Here is a 17,976-nt window from a genome sequence, read left to right as displayed (position 1 = left end):
ACACCACGCAAGGGAGAAGAATCACTTTTAGCCCTCGAAGCGGAACCAACGCACTGCGGCAAACGACGCCACCGCTGACCAACCGACGAGTACAAGGAGCTCAAAGCCCGGGAAGGACCCGTTAAGGGCGGTATCGAGTCCGGCGGCCATTGCCACGGTGGGTACGAGGGTCAACACCCCGTTATCACCGAGCCCCTGGGAAAACATGACCCATCCGACGGTGCCGAGAAGGATAAACCAAATGAGGTTGGCCACCGCCAAGACCACCTCCGAACTCAGCGTGCCGCCGAGCAGTAGGCCTAAGGCCGTAAACGTGGCCACACCCAAGGCGAGGGTGAGCACGCCGATGGCCGCGCCCCCAGCGGTGATGCGCAGCCCCAGGAAGGCGGCGATCGTCCCCAGCACGAGGACCTGGAGCACCACCATCGACAGCACGGCGAGAATCTTTCCCACCACAATGGCCCAGGCAGGAACGCCTGAAGCGCCTGTGCGTTTCAGCGCACCATAGCGACGGTCGAAAGCCAAGGAGATGGCCTGACCCGTGAAACCGGAGGAGGTCGCCGCAACGGCCAGCACCATGGGGAAGATTTCCTCCACGCCGTGGCCAGTGCTGTCTTGCAGTGTCGCAGCGCCGATCAAGATGGCCACTGGGATGATGATGCTCAGCAGCTGCTGCTCGCCGTGACGCAGCATGAGCTTGGATTCGATAGCCCCTTGGGCACGTGCCATGGCCGCTACACCCACGCGCTGCGGGTGCGGGCTAAAAGTGCCGGGTGCGAAGGTGCTCATGGAGCTTCTCCTTGTTCAAACAACATGATGAAAGAATCGGGGTGAAGGGCCGAGGGGCAGTTCTAGCTGCGCATGTCGCGGCCCGTGAGATCGAGGAAGACTTCTTCGAGATTCCGGTGTGAGGTGTGCAGGTTGCGGAGGATGACGTTTTGCGCGGCCAAGCATGAAGCCAGCGCCGCGATGCCGGCGGGGCTGGGCTCCGAGGTGAGACGGTAATGCAGGGGGCGGAGAGCTTCCGCCGCGATGCCGGCGTCCCGCAGCGCCTCGAGGTCCACCGGTGTGGCGGTATCGAAATTCACCTGTGGAACATCGGCCGAGTCCGTCAGCGATGCTGCGGTGCCGCTCGCCACGAGTTGGCCGTGGTCAATAATGACGACGCGGTCGCTGAGCGCTTCCGCTTCATCCATGAGGTGCGTGGTGAGGATGACGGTTACGCCATCGGCTCGGAGGGCGCGGATGAGGTCCCACACGGCAAGGCGCGACTGGGCATCCATTCCTGCGGTGGGTTCATCGAGAAAGACCAACTCTGGGCGCCCGATGATCGCTAGGGCTAGGGAAAGACGTTGTTGTTGCCCGCCGGACAGGCGGCGGTAGCTGCTCTTCGCCACCCCGCGCAGTCCGAGCGTGTCCAGCAGCCACTCCGGGTCCAAGGGATTCTCGTTATAGGAGGCGCTAAGCTCAAGCATCTCCTTGACTTTGATTCCGGAATAGGAGCCGCCGCCCTGCAGCATGATGCCGATGCGGGAGCGCACAGCATCGGGATTGCGCGCGGGGTTAAGACCCAGCACCTCGATGCGGCCCGACGTAGGCTTCTTGAAACCCTCACACATTTCGATGGTGGTGGTCTTGCCTGCGCCGTTAGGGCCCAGCAAGCACAGGATCTCGCCGTAATTGGCGCGGAAACTCAGCCCATTCACTGCGTTGACGTCGCCATAGGTCTTCATGACGTTATCTAAGACAAGAGCTGATGTAGTCACGAATCGCTAGTTTAGGACACGTACGCCCGCCCTGCGCAAAGCAACCCACCCCACGCCGGCGAGGACGAGGAATGTCACCAAGGCGGCGAGGTAAATGACGAAGACTGTCCCTGGGGGAAGGCCGAGGCCGCGGGGAAGCACGATGAAACTCATGAACCCGGAATAGATGATCACCGCCATGCGGAAGAAGCGCCGGTTGGCCCAGGCCGCCAGCGGCAGCACCGCCCACAGGATGTACCAGGGTTGGACGACAGGAAAGAACACCACGAGCACGAAGGTCGATACCCCCAAGCCGCCCACAGGGTGGATGGCACCGCGGTAGGTGGCAAAGAGCATGCGGATCATAAAGCCCGCGGCAATGATGACGCCCACAGTCCGGGTCACGGTGAGGATGGCCTCGGTGTGATCACCCAATCCCAACAGCATCCCAAGGAAGCCGGCGCCGACGCCTACGGAGGTCGTCGCAGACAGCCACGACCGGATGGTGGCCGCGCCGCCCTGGCCAAAGACCCAACCAATGTCGATCCCCGTGAGTACCGTCACTGCGGCGATGGAGGTGGCAAGCAGGAGAAGCTGCGCTGCCCCGGCGCCCAGCACTGCCCGCACGCCGGACACGCCGTGCTTGTCGACGAGCCTGCGTGCCGCCGCCATGCCAACGAACCCGAGGCCGATAAAGCCAGTCACCTTGACCATTCCGGCACACGAGATCAGGACGCCAGATGCGATAAACAGCGACCATGCTCGCCAGCGGGCCTCGTGGGAATCGTTAACCGCCCGCAACCCCAGCTCCACACCGACGAGAGCTAGCCCCAGCATGAAGGATTCATTGTGGATGCCTCCGACGAGGTGGAGGATGGTCAAAGGGTTAAGGATGCCCAGCCACAGCGCTGCCTCCGGGGATACTCGGCAGCGCGTAGCAAGCCGCGCGATGGCCCAACCGGCGGCGATGATACCGACGAGGGACAGTACCCGGTGCAGGACAACACCCCAGATAATGGAGTCGTTGGTCAGCCAACTGACCACCGCCGCTACACCTAGCGCCACAGGGCCATAAGGGGAAGGTGAGTTCGCCCAGATGAACGGGACGGAGCGGGCCAGGTCGTTATCGGCGCCTAGTAGCTCCACCGGCCCCGCCGAATAGGGATCGAGGCCTTGGAGCACGATGGAGCCGTTAGCGAGGTAGGAGTAAATGTCCTGCGTGAACAGGGGAGCGGTCACCAAAAGCGGGAGAACCCACCCTAGCCAGGTGCGCCACATCTGGCTCTGCGTGACCACCCGGGGCGAGTGGCTAAAGCGCCGAACCTTGGCCGGCTTCTGTAGGCGCAGGGGCGCGCCCACCAGCGGTGCCATGCAAATCCACGCCGTGACCATGAAACCGACCCCGATGAACACGATGGCGGAGGCTGACTGCAGCATCCGCGTCATGAGCGAGCCAAAAGGCAGAGACTCATAGGGGTTGCCCACCACCGGAAGCGCACCGGCGCCCAATCCGCCGAGCGCAATGAGTAGCGCACCAATGGTGCCGAGCCACCGGAGGCTAAAGAGCGTGCGCAGCTGGGCGATGGTGTGGCGGTGGACGTCGCCAAGCGCGGCGCCCTCTGCACCGTCGGAAGAATCTGGAAAATCTTGGTGCAAGAGCGCGGAACGGGATCCGGGCAGGCCCATGCGGGGGAGTTCATCGCGCACGCCCCAAAAGACGCGGTGCAATCGCCCCGATCGGGTGTAATCGCGCTCCATATTCATGAGTGTCTACCTTAGTCGCTCGGTGCTGAGAGAGGACGAGCTGCCCGCGACACGAATGAAAGAGTGGAAATCGGGAATGAATTAAGGAACACTAGTGTTGTCTAAAGAGAGAGTGTTTCATTCAAGGAGGTGTACACCGTGACGAAGGAGCTACCTAGGGAGACTCGCTCGACTGAGGGCGACACCCGCCGACACGTCATGTTGTTGCTCCTAAAAGACGGCCCGGTAACGGCGTCGTATCTGGGTGAACGTCTCGGTCTCTCTGCAGCCGGCATCCGTCGGCACTTAGACATTTTGGTGGAGGAAGGACTCACCGAGGTGGTGCATCGCCGCCCATCAGCCCGCCCTGGGCAGTCGGTGGGCCGTGGTCGCCCCGCCAAGCATTTCCGCCTCACGGATCAGGGCCGCGCCCAATTTGGGCACGCCTACGATCAGCTGGCGGCGGAAGCGCTCACCGCACTGCGTGAAGCGGGCGGGCCGGAGGCGGTTCGTCGCTTCGCCAAGGCTCGCTTCGAGCGCCTCGTGGAGGACGTGAAGCCCCTGGTAGAAGATCAGGAATCCGTTCCGGAGGTGGCGCGTCAGCTGGCCGAAGTGCTCGACGCGCATGGCTACGCGGCCACGGTGACGTCGGTGGGCAACGGAGTACAGATTTGCCAGCACCATTGCCCGGTCGCCCACGTGGCGGCCGAGCATCCGGAGTTGTGTGAAGCTGAACAGGAAGTCTTCTCCGCGCTATTAGGCAAACATGTGCAGCCCTTGGCCTCCATTGCGGATGGTCATGGAATCTGCACCACGAATATCCCCTTAACCCCAGTCCCGCCTTCCGCGGCGGAGCCGGGGAAGAACTAATCGAACTAGAAAGGAGCGGGCTTTGACACAGGCACAACCGGCACCAGGCCTTGAAACCAAGATGAGCGATGACGAGATCATCTCCTCTATCGGCGGCTATGAGTACGGCTGGCACGATTCCGACGAAGCCGGCCAGGCAGCACACCGCGGTTTGAGTGAGGACGTCGTCCGCGATATTTCTCGGAAGAAGAACGAGCCGGAGTGGATGCTCGAGTCCCGTCTGAAGGCTCTGCGCGTCTTCAACAAGAAGCCAGTTCCGACCTGGGGCCCAGATCTGTCCGGAATCGACTTCGACAACATTAAGTACTTTGTCCGCTCCACCGAGAAGCAGGCCCAAACCTGGGATGACCTGCCGGACGACATTAAGGAGACCTACGACAAGCTGGGTATCCCGGATGCTGAGAAGAAGCGTCTGGTCTCCGGTGTTGCCGCGCAGTACGAGTCCGAGGTGGTTTACCACAAGATCCGCGAGGACCTGGAGGCCCAGGGCGTTATCTTCGTTGATACCGACACCGCGGTGCGCGAGTACCCGGAGATCCTCCAGGAATACTTCGGCACCGTGATTCCGGCCGGCGACAACAAGTTCTCCGCGCTGAATAACGCCTGCTGGTCCGGTGGTTCCTTCGTGTACGTTCCGAAGGGCGTCCACGTGGATATTCCGCTGCAGGCCTACTTCCGCATTAACACCGAGAACATGGGCCAGTTCGAGCGCACCCTCATCATCGTGGAGGAGGGCGCCTACGTTCACTACATCGAGGGGTGCACCGCGCCGATCTACAACTCGGATTCGCTGCACACCGGTGTCATCGAGATCATCGTGAAGAAGGGCGGCCGCTGCCGCTACACCACCATTCAGAACTGGTCCACCAACGTCTACAACCTGGTGACCCAGCGCGCCAAGGTCGAAGAGGGCGGCACCATGGAATGGGTCGATGGCAACATCGGCTCCAAGGTCACTATGAAGTACCCGTCCTGCTGGCTTACCGGCGAGCACGCCAAGGGTGAGGTACTCTCCCTGGCCTTTGCTGGCGATAACCAGGTCCAGGACACCGGCTCCAAGATGATCCACATGGCGCCGAACACCTCCTCCAACATCGTCTCGAAGTCCGTGGCCCGCAACGGCGGCCGCGCGGCCTACCGCGGCTTGGTGCAGGTCAACGCTAACGCTACGAACTCCGCTGCCAACGTCGAGTGTGATGCCTTGCTTGTGGACAATGACTCGAGGTCGGACACGTATCCGTACAACGACATCCGCAATGATCACGTCACCCTCGGCCACGAGGCAACGGTCTCCCAGGTCTCTGAGGAGCAGCTGTTCTACCTCATGTCCCGCGGTATCGCTGAGGAAGAGGCCATGGCGATGATTGTGCGCGGCTTCGTCGAGCCGATTGCTAAGGAGCTCCCGATGGAATACGCGCTGGAGCTGAACCGTCTTATCGAGCTGCAGATGGAAGGATCGGTGGGCTAAGTGGTAGCTTCCAACGAATTTAATCCGGCTGACGTCACTAAGGGAGACCAGTTCACCTCCTTCGATGTCGAGGACTTCCCGGTCCCGCACGGCCGCGACGAGGTCTGGCGTTTCATCTCCTTGCGTAACCTTCGCGGGCTGCACAATGGTGAGTTCGCGCCGGCAACCGCCCAGAAGATTGACGTGGTGGCCCCGGAAGGCGTAACGGCCGAGACCGTGGCGCCTGACGACGACCGCCTGGGCACCGCCGGTGCACCTGCTGACCGCGTTGCAGCTCAGGCCTGGTGCTCCATGCCGGAGGCGCAGATCGTCAGCGTTGACGCCGATGCACGACTGGATAAGCCGGTGGAGATCACCATCACCGGCGCTGGTGAGGGCGTGACCTCCTTTGGTGCGACCTCCATCCACGTGGGCAATCACGCGGAGGTCACCATCGTTCTTAAGTACGTCGGTTCCGGTACCCACGCAGACAACGTGGAGTTCGTGCTGGGCGACGGCTCCCAGGTCACCGTCGTCGTCGACGCCGACTGGGAAGACGATGCAGTGCACCTGTCCCATCAGATTGCGAAGGTGGGCCGCGACGCCGTACTGCGCCACAACACCGCCATCTTTGGCGGCGAGATTGTGCGCCTTGTTCCGCGCGTAGTTTTCGATGGCCCCGGTGGCGATGCCGAGCTGCTCGGCGTCTACTTTGCTGATGCCGGCCAGTACTTCGAGAACCGCCTGCTGGTGGACCACGACGTGCCGAACTGCCGCTCTCGCGTCTTCTACAAGGGCGCTCTGCAGGGTGCTACTGCTGCGCAGAAGGCCGAGGCCGGCTCCGCCTCCCGCACCCCGGAGGCCCGCACCTGCTGGGTCGGTGACGTGCTCATCCGCAAGAATGCGAACAACACGGACACCTATGAGACGAACAACAACTTGATCCTCACCGAGGGTGCGCGCGCTGACGCCATCCCGAACCTGGAGATCCAGACCGGTGAGATCGTCGGTGCTGGCCACGCCGCAACGGTGGGCCGCTTCGATGACCTTGAGCTGTTCTACCTCATGTCCCGCGGTATTCCTGCCGCCGAGGCACGCCGCCTCATCATCCGCGGCTTCTTCTCCGAAGTCATCTCCCGCATCCCGGTCGAGTCCCTGCGCGAGGATCTGGAATCCCGCGTCGTCGACGAGCTCGCCAAGATCAACGCTTAAAACTTCCCGAAAGCAGGTACCAACTCAATGTCTACTCTGGAAATCAAGAATCTCCACGCGCAGGTGCTCCCACACGAGGAGGACGGTGAGCCCACGCCGATCCTCAAGGGTGTCAACCTCACCATCAATTCCGGTGAGACCCACGCCGTCATGGGCCCCAACGGCTCCGGCAAGTCCACCCTGTCCTACGTTATCGCCGGTCACCCCAAGTATGAGGTGACCGAGGGCGAGGTGCTTCTCGACGGCGAGAACATCCTCGAGATGGAAGTCGACGAGCGCGCCCGCGCTGGTCTTTTCCTGGCCATGCAGTACCCGACTGAGGTGCCGGGCGTGAAGATGTCGCAGTTCATGCGCTCCGCCGTGACCGCTATCCGTGGCGAGGCTCCGAAGCTGCGCGAGTGGAACAAGGAGCTCACCGAGGCCCGCGAGAAGCTGGCCATCGATAAGTCCTTTGCACACCGCTCCGTGAACGAGGGCTTCTCCGGTGGTGAGAAGAAGCGCCACGAGGTCATGCAGCTCGACATCCTCAAACCGAAGTTCGCCGTCATGGACGAGACCGACTCCGGCCTGGACGTCGACGCCCTGCGCGTCGTCTCCGATGGCATCAACAGCTATCAGGAGGAGACCAACGGCGGCATCCTCCTCATCACGCACTACAAGCGCATCCTCAACTACGTTGTCCCGGACTTCGTTCACGTCTTCGCCGACGGACAGATCATCAAGACCGGCGGCGCCGAGCTGGCTGACCAGCTTGAGGCAGACGGCTACGAGCAGTTCCTCAAGTAGGCTGTACCGCCGACCCCGGTAACACCACGACACGCTAGAGAAAAAGAACCGAGCACAAGGACCTATGCCTGAACTAGACGTTAATGCGATTCGGGAACAATTCCCTATCCTCTCGCGCACGGTGCGCGACGGTAAACCTTTGGTGTACCTGGATTCGGGAGCGACCTCGCAACGTCCCCTGCCGGTATGGAAGGCCGAGGAGGAGTTCGTGCTCGGCACCAACGCTCCGGTGCACCGCGGTTCCTACCAGCTGGCGGAGGAGGCCGATGACGCGTACGAGTCCGCTCGCCAGGCCATCGCCGCCTTCGTTGGTGCCGACCGCGATGAGATTGCCTTCACCAAGAACGCCACTGAAGCGCTCAATGAGGTTGCCTACGTGCTCAGTGATGAGCGCGCCGGCGAGCTTTATGTCGGTGAGGGCGATACCGTCGTGGTCACCGAACTGGAGCACCACGCGAACTTGGTGCCGTGGCAAGAGCTGTGCCAGCGCACCGGCGCGACGCTGAAGTGGTACTCCATGACCGAGGACGGCCGCATTGATCTCGATTCGCTTGAGCTCGATGACTCCGTGAAGGTCGTGGCTTTTACCCACCAGTCCAACGTGACCGGGGCCGTGGCTCCCGTCGCAGAGTTGGTACGTCGTGCCCGTGCCGTAGGTGCCATGGTGGTTCTCGACGCCTGCCAGTCGGTGCCGCACATGCCGGTGGATTTCCACGAACTTGATGTGGATTTTGCCGCGTTCTCTGGGCACAAGATGTGCGGGCCGACCGGCGTGGGCGTGCTCTACGGTAAGCAAGAGCTGCTGGCGCAGCTGCCGCCTTTCCTCACCGGCGGTTCCATGATCGAAGTAGTCAAGATGGAAGGCTCGACGTTTGCCGCGCCACCCACCCGCTTCGAGGCCGGAACCCAAATGACCAGCCAGGTTGTGGGCCTTGGTGCAGCAGTGAAGTTCTTGAGCGAGGTGGGCATGGAGGCCATCCACGCCCACGAGCAGAAACTCACTGCACTGGCCTTGCAGAAGCTTGCCGAGATCCCCGGCGTGCGTATCATCGGGCCTGAAAACACCGAGGATCGCGGAGGAGCGGTCTCCTTCATCGTGGATGGGATCCATCCGCATGACCTAGGCCAGGTTCTTGACTCTCATGGCGTATCCATCCGCACCGGCCACCACTGTGCGTGGCCGCTGCACCGCGCGTGCCAGGCTAATTCGACCGCACGCGCTAGCTTTTACCTGTACAACACTGAGGACGAGGTCGACGCCCTCATAGAGGCGGTGCGGGCTGCCCGCACCTTCTTTGGAGTGAGCGAATGAACCTAGATTCCATGTACCAGGACGTCATCCTGGACCACTACAAGAACCCGAAATTCTCTGGCCTGCGCGAAGGCCAGGCAGAAGTTCACCACGTCAACCCTTCCTGCGGTGATGAACTCACCCTCCGCGTGAAGCTTTCCCCCGACGGCACAACCGTCGAGGACGTGTCCTACGACGCCGAGGGATGCTCCATTTCGCAGGCCTCGACCTCTGTTATGGCGGAGGAAATCGTCGGCATCCCCCTCGAGGAGGCAAACGCCAAGCTGGCCGAATTCGAGAGGATGGTGACCTCCCGCGGCGAAGTGGAAGGTGACGACGAGATCATCGGGGACGGCATCGCCTTCGCCGGCGTAGCCAAGTTCCCCGCCCGTGTTAAGTGCGCTCTCCTCGGGTGGAAGGCTTTCCAAGCCGCCACCGTGGAAGCGTTGAACGAATTGGAGAAGTAGATGGCTGATAACACTGAAACCACCGGTGGCAGCACCGATCCTTACCAGGACCAGAATGCCTCCTTCGATGGCGCTGCTGTCAAGCCTGAACAGACCGAAGAGCAGATTGCGAAGACCTTCGATATCACCGAGTACCTTCGTGATGTCATCGACCCAGAGCTTGGAATCAACATCGTTGATCTGGGCTTGGTCTATGACGTCTGGCTCGACGATATTGACGGCAAGAACACCTGCGTCATTAACATGACGCTGACCTCCCCGGCCTGTCCTCTCACCGATGTCATCGGCGAACAGATCGAGGATGTCATCGTAGGCAACAAGCTCGCCGAGGCAGTCCAGCTCAACTGGGTCTGGATGCCGCCGTGGGGCCCGAACATGATTACCGAGGAGGGCCGCGAGATGCTCCAGGCCCTCGGCTTCGCCGTCTAGTTTCGGCTGCAAGTCCCCATTACCGTCAGCCCGAGGCGCCTAAGGTCTTCACAACATGACCTTGCGCACTCGGGCTGGCGGTTTCTTTTTCCATAATGCGCGGTATTTTAAGTAGCTTTAAGAGCTTGAGTACTCACTGCTATGACGAAGCGGGTGAGGACGCCGGATCCAAAGCCGAGGAGATGATGTCCACCGCTTCATCCTTGGATGCGGCGGATTGTAGGCGAGTACGGAAATCATCCTTCATGATTGCCCGCGCCAGCTTGGAAAGCAGCTTGAGGTGCTGCTTGCCGGCGTCCTCAGGCACTGCAATGAGGAAGACCAACGTCGTTGGTTCCTCGCCCTCTGCCCACGTAATCCCCTCGGGAAGACGAGCAAAGGCCAAAGTCGGCACTGTCACTCCCGCGGAACGAGCATGTGGGATAGCCACACCATGCCCCACACCGGTCGAATGCTTCGCTTCCCGCTCTAGGGCCGTAGTGATAACTGCGGAAGGATCAGAAAGCCGAGGGGAGACAAGCTGGACTAGCGAATCGATCGTTTCCTTGCGATTCGTGCCAAGGTCTTGGTCAAGGCTCACCGTGTCGGCAGAAAGCAAAGGTTCTTCCTGGACCGGTGCTTCTGACACATCCTCCTTAGCTATGCCCGCTTCACCCCGTTCACCAGAGCTCTCATTCTTACTCTGGGCCTTTCTATTTTGGGTAAGTCCGATCAACAGAAGCATGACGGAAGCACAGACAACGACACCAATAAGCAGTGCGATGAAGAAGCCCACGACGTTGTCGACAGCCCCGAGCACAGCAACGATGGGGCCACCATGCATGACATGGTCCTTGACCCCGAATGCACCTGCCAGGGCGCCTGCTACCGCACCACCGATGACGTTGGCTGGGATGACCTGCAGCGGGCGTGCCGCCGCAAGAGGGATAGCGCCTTCAGTGATGCCAAAGAACCCCATGAAGAGCGCGGCGATACCGGCGTCCTTCTCCGCCTTATTGAACCAAGCACGGCGTACGAGGGTCGCAACACCCACCGCCAGGGGCGGTACAGCGATGGCGGTAGCCGCCATGCCCATCGGAGCCGCATTGCCGGCTGCAATCATGCCCCCGCCGAACAGGAAGGCAGTTTTATTAAAGGGACCGCCCATGTCGAAAGCGATCATCGCGCCAATGACGAGACCGAGGACAATGACAGAGGAGCCTTCCATCCCGGCGAGGTACTCGGTCATGGCTTCAAAGGCGCCGGCTACTGGCGCACCGACAAAGTAGATAAAGATTAGCCCCACGATGAGTGTGGTGAAGATCGGAATAACGATGATCGGCCAAATCGGGGCGATGTACTTATTAACGGGAATCTTTTTGATTCCCAGGGCTATGTAGCCTGACAGGATGCCTGTGACGATGCCGCCTAGGAAGCCCGCTCCAGCTTCAGAGCCGTAAAGCGAGCCGGTCGTAGCGATAAGACCAGTGATGAGTCCCGGCGCTAAACCGGGGCGGTCCGCAATGCCGACCGCGATATAACCGGAAAGGATCGGCACCATGAGAGAAAAGGCTAGGCCGCCAAGCTCATTCAGGGTGTTCCAGAAGGAGTCTTCGGGGATAGCCAGGCCCTCGGGCGTGGGTGTTCCTCCGATTGAGAGTGCTACCGCGATGAGGAGACCACCGGTGACCACGAACGGAATCATGTGGGAGACACCATTCATTAGCGCCTTGTAGAGAGTCTGACCCACCGCACGGAACCCCGTGGTACTGCTGGAGTTTTCATTACGCTGAGCTTCTTGCGGCTCTTCGCCCGAAGTCTTTTCTTCCCACTTCGCCGCTGACAGAGCGCGAGTGAGGAGTTCCTTTGGATGCTTAATCGCTTCATCGACACCAGTCGCTGCTAGGCGCTTTCCGCGAAAGCGGTCCTTTGCAATGACGGTGTCGGCACCGATCACGATGGCATCGGCTTCCTCGATGTCCTGAGAGCTAAAGGTGCCTTCGACGCCAATTGAACCATGTGTCTCAATCTTGATGCGGTAACCCAGTTCAGCGGCAGCAGCCTCCAGGTTCTCAGCGGCCATGTAGGTGTGGGCGATTCCGGTCGGACATGCGGTAATCGCGAGGATTAATGGAGATCTCGATGTGTCTGATGTGCTCATGACGCCAATCTAGTCACATCGAACTTCATGCATAAGTGAAACGCGCCGAACAGGAACCAGGTTTTCCAAGGTGCTCTTCACTCTGGATTCCCAGATACAAGCTGAAGCGTCCTTGCCGCTGGTTCGGGTTTAACTACCCTGGTTGCTAGACTGTTTCGACGTGATTGTGACCAATGATTTCGAGGTGCGCGTGGGCGCACGCACGCTTCTCGACGCCCCCGGCCAGCACCTTCGCGTGCAGCCGGGGGATCGCATCGGCCTGGTCGGGCGCAACGGCGCGGGCAAGACGACGACGATGCGCATCCTGGCGGGGGAGACCGAGCCCTATGGCGGCTCGGTAACGCGCTCAGGTCCGATTGGTTACCTGCCGCAGGATTCTCGAGAAGGCAATATTGAGCAGACTGCGCGTGAGCGCGTGCTCTCTGCGCGCGGTTTGGATGAGATCAAGCGCCGCATGGCCAAGCAACAAGAGTTGATGGAAACCGCTACGGACGATAAATTCCGCGACAGGGCCATTCGTAAGTTCTCCCGCCTGGAAGAGGAATACCACACCTTAGGTGGCTATGAGGCGGACTCCGAATGCGCGCAGATCTGCGACAACTTGGGGCTGCCGCAGCGTGTGCTCGACCAGCAGCTCAAGACTCTGTCCGGCGGTCAGCGCCGCCGCGTGGAGCTGGCGCAAATTCTTTTCGCAGCTTCGGCTGGGTCAGGCAAGTCCCAGACAACGCTGCTTCTCGACGAGCCCACTAACCACCTCGACGCGGACTCGATTACCTGGCTGCGTGGCTTCCTGTCCAAGCACGAGGGTGGCCTTGTGATGATTTCGCACGACGTCGATCTGCTCGAGGCCGTGTGCAACAAGGTTTGGTTCCTCGATGCCGTTCGCGCCGAAGCAGACGTCTACAACATGGGCTTTAAGAAGTACCTTGATGCCCGCGCCACCGATGAAGCTCGTCGCCGCCGCGAGCGCGCCAACGCGGAGAAGAAGGCCGCAGCCCTGCACAAGCAAGCCGCCAAGCTAGGAGCGAAGGCCACGAAGGCCGCCGCCGCCAAGCAGATGCTGCACCGTGCAGAGCGCATGATGAACGAGCTTGATGACGTCCGCGTGGCCGATAAGGTTGCCCACATCAAGTTCCCCGAACCTGCTCCCTGCGGCAAGACTCCGATGAACGCCAAGGGCCTGACAAAGATGTATGGCTCGCTGGAGGTCTTCGCTGGCGTCGATTTGGCCATCGACAAGGGGTCCCGCGTGGTCGTGCTGGGCTACAACGGTGCCGGCAAGACGACCCTGCTCAAGCTGCTGGCGGGCGTGGAACGCACCGACGGCGAAGGCGGCATCGTCTCCGGCCATGGCCTGCGCATCGGATACTTTGCCCAGGAGCACGACAATATCGATCCAGACAAGACCGTGTGGGAAAACACGATCGAGGCATGCCCCGATGCCGGCCAGCAGGATTTGCGCGGACTGCTGGGCGCCTTCATGTTCTCCGGTGACAAGTTGGAACAGCCTGCCGGAACGCTCTCCGGTGGTGAGAAAACCCGACTGTCGCTGGCAACGCTGGTGTCCTCACGCGCCAACGTGCTGCTTCTCGACGAGCCCACGAACAACCTAGACCCCCAGTCCCGCGAGCAGGTGCTCGATGCCCTAGGCACCTACACAGGTGCCGTGGTCTTGGTTACTCACGACCCAGGTGCGGTCAAGGCACTCAAGCCGGAGCGCGTCATCATCATGCCCGATGGCGATGAGGATTTGTGGAACGACGAGTACATGGAGATCGTGGAATTGGCCTAATAGAATTTCGGGCATGACTGCCCAGCCTGTTCTCCTTGATTGCGACCCCGGTATCGACGATGCCCTAGCGTTGATCTACCTCGCCGCGCTTCACCGCGCCGGAGAGATCGAACTGGCCGGTGTTACTACCACCGCTGGAAACGTTGGGATTGATCAGACCACCCGCAATGCTGCCTACATCCTGCAACTGTGTGGCCTGGATGAGGTGCCCGTCGCGGCGGGGCTTCCGGAGCCCAGCCAGGTGGAGCTGGTAACCACTCCGGAAACCCACGGCCCAAGCGGCCTTGGGTACCTGAGCGTGCCGGAGGAGCATACTCCTGCTGAGCCTGACGAGTGGACCAGCATCTGGACCGAAGCCGCAGGCCGCAACGCGCGCCTCATCGTAACCGGACCATTGACCAATGCCGCGCACTTTGCTGCGGAGCACGCTGCCGACTACGCCTGCTTCTCCGGTGTCACCATCATGGGTGGTGCTGTGAGCTATCCCGGCAACACCACGCCAACGGCGGAGTGGAACTTCTGGGTCGACCCGCATGCTGCGCGCGACTTCTTCGAATCCACCTCGAAGCCCACCACGCTGTGCCCACTCAACGTCACTGAGACGATGCTCCTCGGCCCGACGCAGCTGGAACGGCTGCGTGAAGCGCTCGCGCAGCACCCAGTGGCGGACGTTCTACCGGAGATCATGCGCTTCTACTTCGAGTTCCACGAGGCGCACGGCTCGGGTTATCAGGCTCAGATACATGATCTGCTCACCTGCATGGTGGCGTTGCAGAAGGTCCCGTTCTTTTCCACCTCGACCACCGTACGGGTAGTCAGTGAACCGGAGTGGTTGCGCGGAACGAGCGTGGCGGACCTGCGCGGTCACTGGGGTCGGCCCGCTAATGCTGCGTTGGTCACCGCCGTCGATGTTGACAGCGCCCATCGAGAGTTTCTGCGCGCAGCATCTCTTCTTGGTCTTCCAGAAAACCTATAGTGCGCTAGAATCGGGGCCACAACCACACACCGCTCAAGACTCTTCTCTTGGGTCCTTCCGCTTCCCACGCACAGGGTCTAGAAGTGGTCAGACCCCGGCATGCTGCCGCAGGAGAGGAAGAAGTCATGAACACCGCCAATAACCTCGATTCCGTTATTGAACCGTTGCTCACCGGATTAGTGAGCAAACGACCTGAGGTCCGCGTGGACTGGGCCTATACCGAATTGAAAGAGGGCATTGAGTCTGGTCAGTGGGATGACCATCTTGATCAGATTCGTGAACGCCTCAGCGGCTACTTGCGTACAGACAAGGTGTGGACGAAGGCTTTGTCCGCTCGGTTGCTCAACGCGCTGGCGGAGGCAGGCCACTTCCACTACGAGGACTACCTCACCTTCCGCGCGTGGTATGTCACGGAGGATGACACACGCGGCATTGTTAAAGACATCGGCCCTATCATGGCCGTTGGTTACGGCGCTGACTATGTAGAAACCTGTGTTCGCAAGGGGATGATCCCAGCCGTCGAAGGCGCAGCGATCATCTCGTGCCGCCTTCGCGCCCCCGGAGGAGTGTGGCATGACGATGAGGGCTTGCGGCTTGCGCGTGCTGCCTGCACCACAATTGGCAAAAGCACCTCGACTCACATCCTCGAAATCTGGATCGAAAGGCTAAGCAATACCGTGCTTACCGAAGGCGTGCGCAACAACAACCGCGCCGTCGTGGAAAACTTCGCCCGCTTTCTCAAGGCCACAGCCCACATGGTCCGCAGTGCACCGGAGAAGTGGGGAATTGATGCCGAACGCGCGGAGCTGGCCTTGCCAATGATTTCGGAGCTTGAGCAGCAACTACGCAACGCTAGCGACTACCGAGAAGCAGCACCATAAAAGCGCACCTTCGTAACCTCCATCGAGCGAGCGCGCTGCCATGGGTAGCGATCTGGTGATGCCTGGACAGGCTTGCTGAGGAGCAGGAGAGTATCGGTCCCGGCTGGGCCGCCTACTATGAGCTCGTCGTTGCTAAGGACAACCGCTGATTCGAAGGTGCGTTCCGCCTGTGTGCTGCGGACTAGAGACATCGGTACCTCAACGAAGATTGTTTTCCCGCGCCGCAATACCGTGAGATTCTCGGTGACATAACTGGGGCGAATGCGTTCAGCGGCAATCAGGCCCCACACAAAGATGATGGCCCACAGCGACAACAGCAATGCCACAATTCGCAGAACGCCCGCAGGCAAAAGAAGGTGAACAACTACCATTTCAACCAGCAATATCGCAGTAATGAAGCCAAGCATTTGGAGCCTTCCAGGAGGGTGGGGAAGTGCCACGGCGCCAACTGGAAGCAGCGTTTGTCCTCGTATCCAGCGCCACAGATCCCGGTAGAGGCCCAATTCATACTTGGCAAGGCGAAATCCAGGATGCTTTTCTACACATCGCCAGACGCTAGTCACGTGAGTCTCCAGCCAAAGCCTCGAGTGCTGCACCTTGCGCACCAGTCGTCGGCGCATCAGTCACGGTCAGCGAAGCGTTGCCAGGCAGCAGCGTTGGGTAGATTCCTCGCATCAACCCGTGTTCGCCCATGTTGCGCAGCGTCTCGACGATAAGCGCAACCCGACGATCACGCGGGGACAGCGAGCCAAGCTCTCGCCACAAGGTTTCAACTCTGCGGAGAACTGCACGGCAATCGTCGTCAGCGAGGTTCTTTCGAAGCTGTTCCCAGGTCGCTGATGTAGCGACGCCGGTAAGCGCCATGAGATCCCAGGAGTCCAATTCCAGCTGCAGCATTGCTGGGTCTTCGATAACTTCGCTCAAGGACTCTCGAATATCGTTGGGGGTTCCATGAGGTGCTGCGGCTAAAGCACGCAGCTTCTCACGTTGTCGCTGCAGACGAGCGATTCTTTCGTCCACAATGGCGAACGAGCGCTCGATGGCGTCGGGAGAGGAGACATCAGCGACGGCAACGCCGGCGTCGATCAGCGCTCGCGCACGAACAACTGCGGCGAGATCAGAGATCGAGTAATCGCGATAGTTTCCGCTGGTGCGTGCTGGTTCGGGAACCGCACCTGTCTCGTGCAAATGGCGCACGGATCGCACTGAGCAACCAGCGACCGCGGCAACGTCTGAGATCTTCATAGAACCAAACTAAACCCTCACATTGTGTGAGGGTCAAGCGGTCAGTGGAGTGGACTAGTCGTAGGGGGCGTCACTCTTCATTGATCAACACCATTGAGAATGATTACCCCTGCGTGGGGGAGCATGTCTGCGCCCCGCTAAACGAACCTTCACTAGTGTTTGTGTTACCTGCGTCACGCATGAGTGGCCAAACTCAAAGAAGGGAAAGCCAATGAAAATAGCCAAGTCTATTACGTCTCTTGTAGCGGCTATCGCGTTGACAACGCTCGCCGCGTGTTCACAATCTGACAGTGACGTCAGCGAGAAATCAGCAGTTGATACCACCCAAGCTGCAGCTGGAGGAGAGCAAACTTCCGAAGACACCAACGTAGATTCCGCCGCAACCTCAGAGTCTGCCGATAGCACTGACTCCGACGCAGAGTCCACTGCAGGATCAGACGATCAGTCCGGTTCAACAGGCGGCAGCTATGAAGCCACTGTCGATGGAAAGGCGATCGAGGTAGAAAACGAAACTATCCTATGCCAAGAGGCAGCTGGTTCGATGAACCTGACCGTAGCACCCGAAGGGGCTGGTACAGCCGGCATTACCGCCGTGCTTAGTACTGATGAAAACCTAACGGTCAAGGCTCTCGGAATGGTAGATGGGGAGGGTAACACGCTGGCATACGCCGAGAGCAGCCCGATGGGTTCCGCCACGGCATCGAAGGAAGGCGACACCTACACGATGTCGGGTGAAGGCCTTTTGTCTAATGGGAGTAATCCAACCACTGGGGAAACGAAGCCATTCGAAGTGAAGATTACCTGCAGCTAATCGGAGTGAGTCGGGGTGAATAGACAACAAGTGCTGACCCTGTGGTGTGTAGAGGCCAGCACTTGTTGGTTTACGTGATTATTGGGAGGGCGATGCAGACTTTCGTCCGCTGACTAGTTGCGGAAACCGTGCACCGGCGCC

General features: G+C 60.3%; 17 protein-coding genes. 11 read left to right on the top strand and 6 right to left on the bottom strand.

The genetic code is table 11. The annotated features are described in order from the left end of the window. Positions 1-27: 27 nt before the first annotated feature. The 3 genes from HMPREF2526_RS11665 to mptB form a co-directional block, all read right to left on the bottom strand. Positions 28-789 (bottom strand): ABC transporter permease, encoded by a 762-nt coding sequence (locus tag HMPREF2526_RS11665; RefSeq protein WP_070547338.1) that lies wholly within the window; start codon positions 787-789, stop codon positions 28-30. A 62-nt stretch (positions 790-851) separates the two neighbouring features. Next, the gene (locus tag HMPREF2526_RS11660) at positions 852-1,766 is read right to left on the bottom strand and encodes an ABC transporter ATP-binding protein (protein WP_049157441.1); all 915 of its coding nucleotides are present in this window, start codon (positions 1,764-1,766) and stop codon (positions 852-854) included. A 6-nt stretch (positions 1,767-1,772) separates the two neighbouring features. Then, positions 1,773-3,509 (bottom strand): polyprenol phosphomannose-dependent alpha 1,6 mannosyltransferase MptB, encoded by a 1,737-nt coding sequence (mptB, locus tag HMPREF2526_RS11655; RefSeq protein WP_049157439.1) that lies wholly within the window; start codon positions 3,507-3,509, stop codon positions 1,773-1,775. A gap of 198 nt (positions 3,510-3,707) precedes the next feature. Between mptB and HMPREF2526_RS11650 the strand changes: the two genes are divergently transcribed. The 7 genes from HMPREF2526_RS11650 (at position 3,708) to HMPREF2526_RS11620 (ending at position 9,990) form a co-directional block, all read left to right on the top strand. Further along, a complete protein-coding gene (locus tag HMPREF2526_RS11650) occupies positions 3,708-4,358 on the top strand; it encodes a helix-turn-helix transcriptional regulator (protein ID WP_158395618.1) in 651 nt (216 codons plus the stop codon). 61 nt (positions 4,359-4,419) lie between these two features. After that, positions 4,420-5,826 (top strand): Fe-S cluster assembly protein SufB, encoded by a 1,407-nt coding sequence (sufB, locus tag HMPREF2526_RS11645; protein ID WP_175972985.1) that lies wholly within the window; start codon positions 4,420-4,422, stop codon positions 5,824-5,826. Next, positions 5,827-7,017, top strand: coding sequence for a Fe-S cluster assembly protein SufD (gene sufD, locus HMPREF2526_RS11640; RefSeq protein WP_049157436.1), 1,191 nt, complete (start codon positions 5,827-5,829; stop codon positions 7,015-7,017). Between the two features lie 27 nt (positions 7,018-7,044). Then, entirely contained in the window at positions 7,045-7,803 is a 759-nt protein-coding gene (gene sufC, locus HMPREF2526_RS11635) for a Fe-S cluster assembly ATPase SufC (RefSeq protein ID WP_046649116.1), read from the top strand. Positions 7,804-7,867: 64 nt separating this feature from the next. Beyond that, positions 7,868-9,115: a cysteine desulfurase gene (locus HMPREF2526_RS11630; protein WP_046649117.1), complete on the top strand. Its 1,248-nt coding sequence runs from the start codon at positions 7,868-7,870 to the stop codon at positions 9,113-9,115. Continuing rightward, a complete protein-coding gene (gene sufU, locus HMPREF2526_RS11625) occupies positions 9,112-9,561 on the top strand; it encodes a Fe-S cluster assembly sulfur transfer protein SufU (RefSeq protein ID WP_046649118.1) in 450 nt (149 codons plus the stop codon). Before HMPREF2526_RS11630 ends, sufU begins: the two co-directional genes overlap by 4 nt. After that, entirely contained in the window at positions 9,562-9,990 is a 429-nt protein-coding gene (locus tag HMPREF2526_RS11620) for a metal-sulfur cluster assembly factor (protein WP_010186729.1), read from the top strand. Between the two features lie 139 nt (positions 9,991-10,129). Here the strand turns inward: HMPREF2526_RS11620 and HMPREF2526_RS11615 are convergent, their stop codons facing one another. Further along, positions 10,130-12,130 carry a fructose-specific PTS transporter subunit EIIC gene (locus tag HMPREF2526_RS11615; protein WP_070547337.1) on the bottom strand — a complete coding sequence of 667 codons (2,001 nt, stop codon included), beginning with the start codon at positions 12,128-12,130 and terminating at the stop codon, positions 10,130-10,132. 160 nt (positions 12,131-12,290) lie between these two features. On the opposite strand from HMPREF2526_RS11615, the gene HMPREF2526_RS11610 reads away from it, so the two are divergent. The 3 genes from HMPREF2526_RS11610 to HMPREF2526_RS11600 all read left to right on the top strand — a co-directional run bounded on the left by HMPREF2526_RS11610 (position 12,291) and on the right by HMPREF2526_RS11600 (position 15,779). After that, positions 12,291-13,922: an ABC-F family ATP-binding cassette domain-containing protein gene (locus HMPREF2526_RS11610; protein ID WP_070511781.1), complete on the top strand. Its 1,632-nt coding sequence runs from the start codon at positions 12,291-12,293 to the stop codon at positions 13,920-13,922. A 13-nt stretch (positions 13,923-13,935) separates the two neighbouring features. Continuing rightward, complete coding sequence (locus HMPREF2526_RS11605; RefSeq protein WP_070547336.1) at positions 13,936-14,898, top strand: nucleoside hydrolase; 963 nt, start codon at positions 13,936-13,938, stop codon at positions 14,896-14,898. A 125-nt stretch (positions 14,899-15,023) separates the two neighbouring features. After that, a complete protein-coding gene (locus tag HMPREF2526_RS11600; protein ID WP_070547335.1) occupies positions 15,024-15,779 on the top strand; it encodes a hypothetical protein in 756 nt (251 codons plus the stop codon). Here HMPREF2526_RS11600 and HMPREF2526_RS11595 read toward each other — a convergent pair. Then, positions 15,758-16,186 (bottom strand): hypothetical protein, encoded by a 429-nt coding sequence (locus HMPREF2526_RS11595; protein WP_246818663.1) that lies wholly within the window; start codon positions 16,184-16,186, stop codon positions 15,758-15,760. The genes HMPREF2526_RS11600 and HMPREF2526_RS11595 overlap by 22 nt on opposite strands. 148 nt (positions 16,187-16,334) lie before the next feature. Next, entirely contained in the window at positions 16,335-17,024 is a 690-nt protein-coding gene (locus HMPREF2526_RS11590) for a MerR family transcriptional regulator (protein WP_070547333.1), read from the bottom strand. A gap of 211 nt (positions 17,025-17,235) precedes the next feature. Here HMPREF2526_RS11590 and HMPREF2526_RS11585 point away from each other — a divergent pair, with 211 nt between their 5' ends. Continuing rightward, entirely contained in the window at positions 17,236-17,835 is a 600-nt protein-coding gene (locus HMPREF2526_RS11585; protein ID WP_070547332.1) for a lipoprotein LpqH, read from the top strand. The last annotated feature ends 141 nt before the right edge of the window (positions 17,836-17,976 follow it).

The sequence above is a fragment of the Corynebacterium sp. HMSC070E08 genome (assembly GCF_001808895.1).
Classification (GTDB): Bacteria; Actinomycetota; Actinomycetes; order Mycobacteriales; family Mycobacteriaceae; genus Corynebacterium; species Corynebacterium hiratae.
The sequence above is the reverse complement of the archived record's forward strand: the minus strand, read 5'-3'. Positions and strand labels throughout refer to the sequence as shown.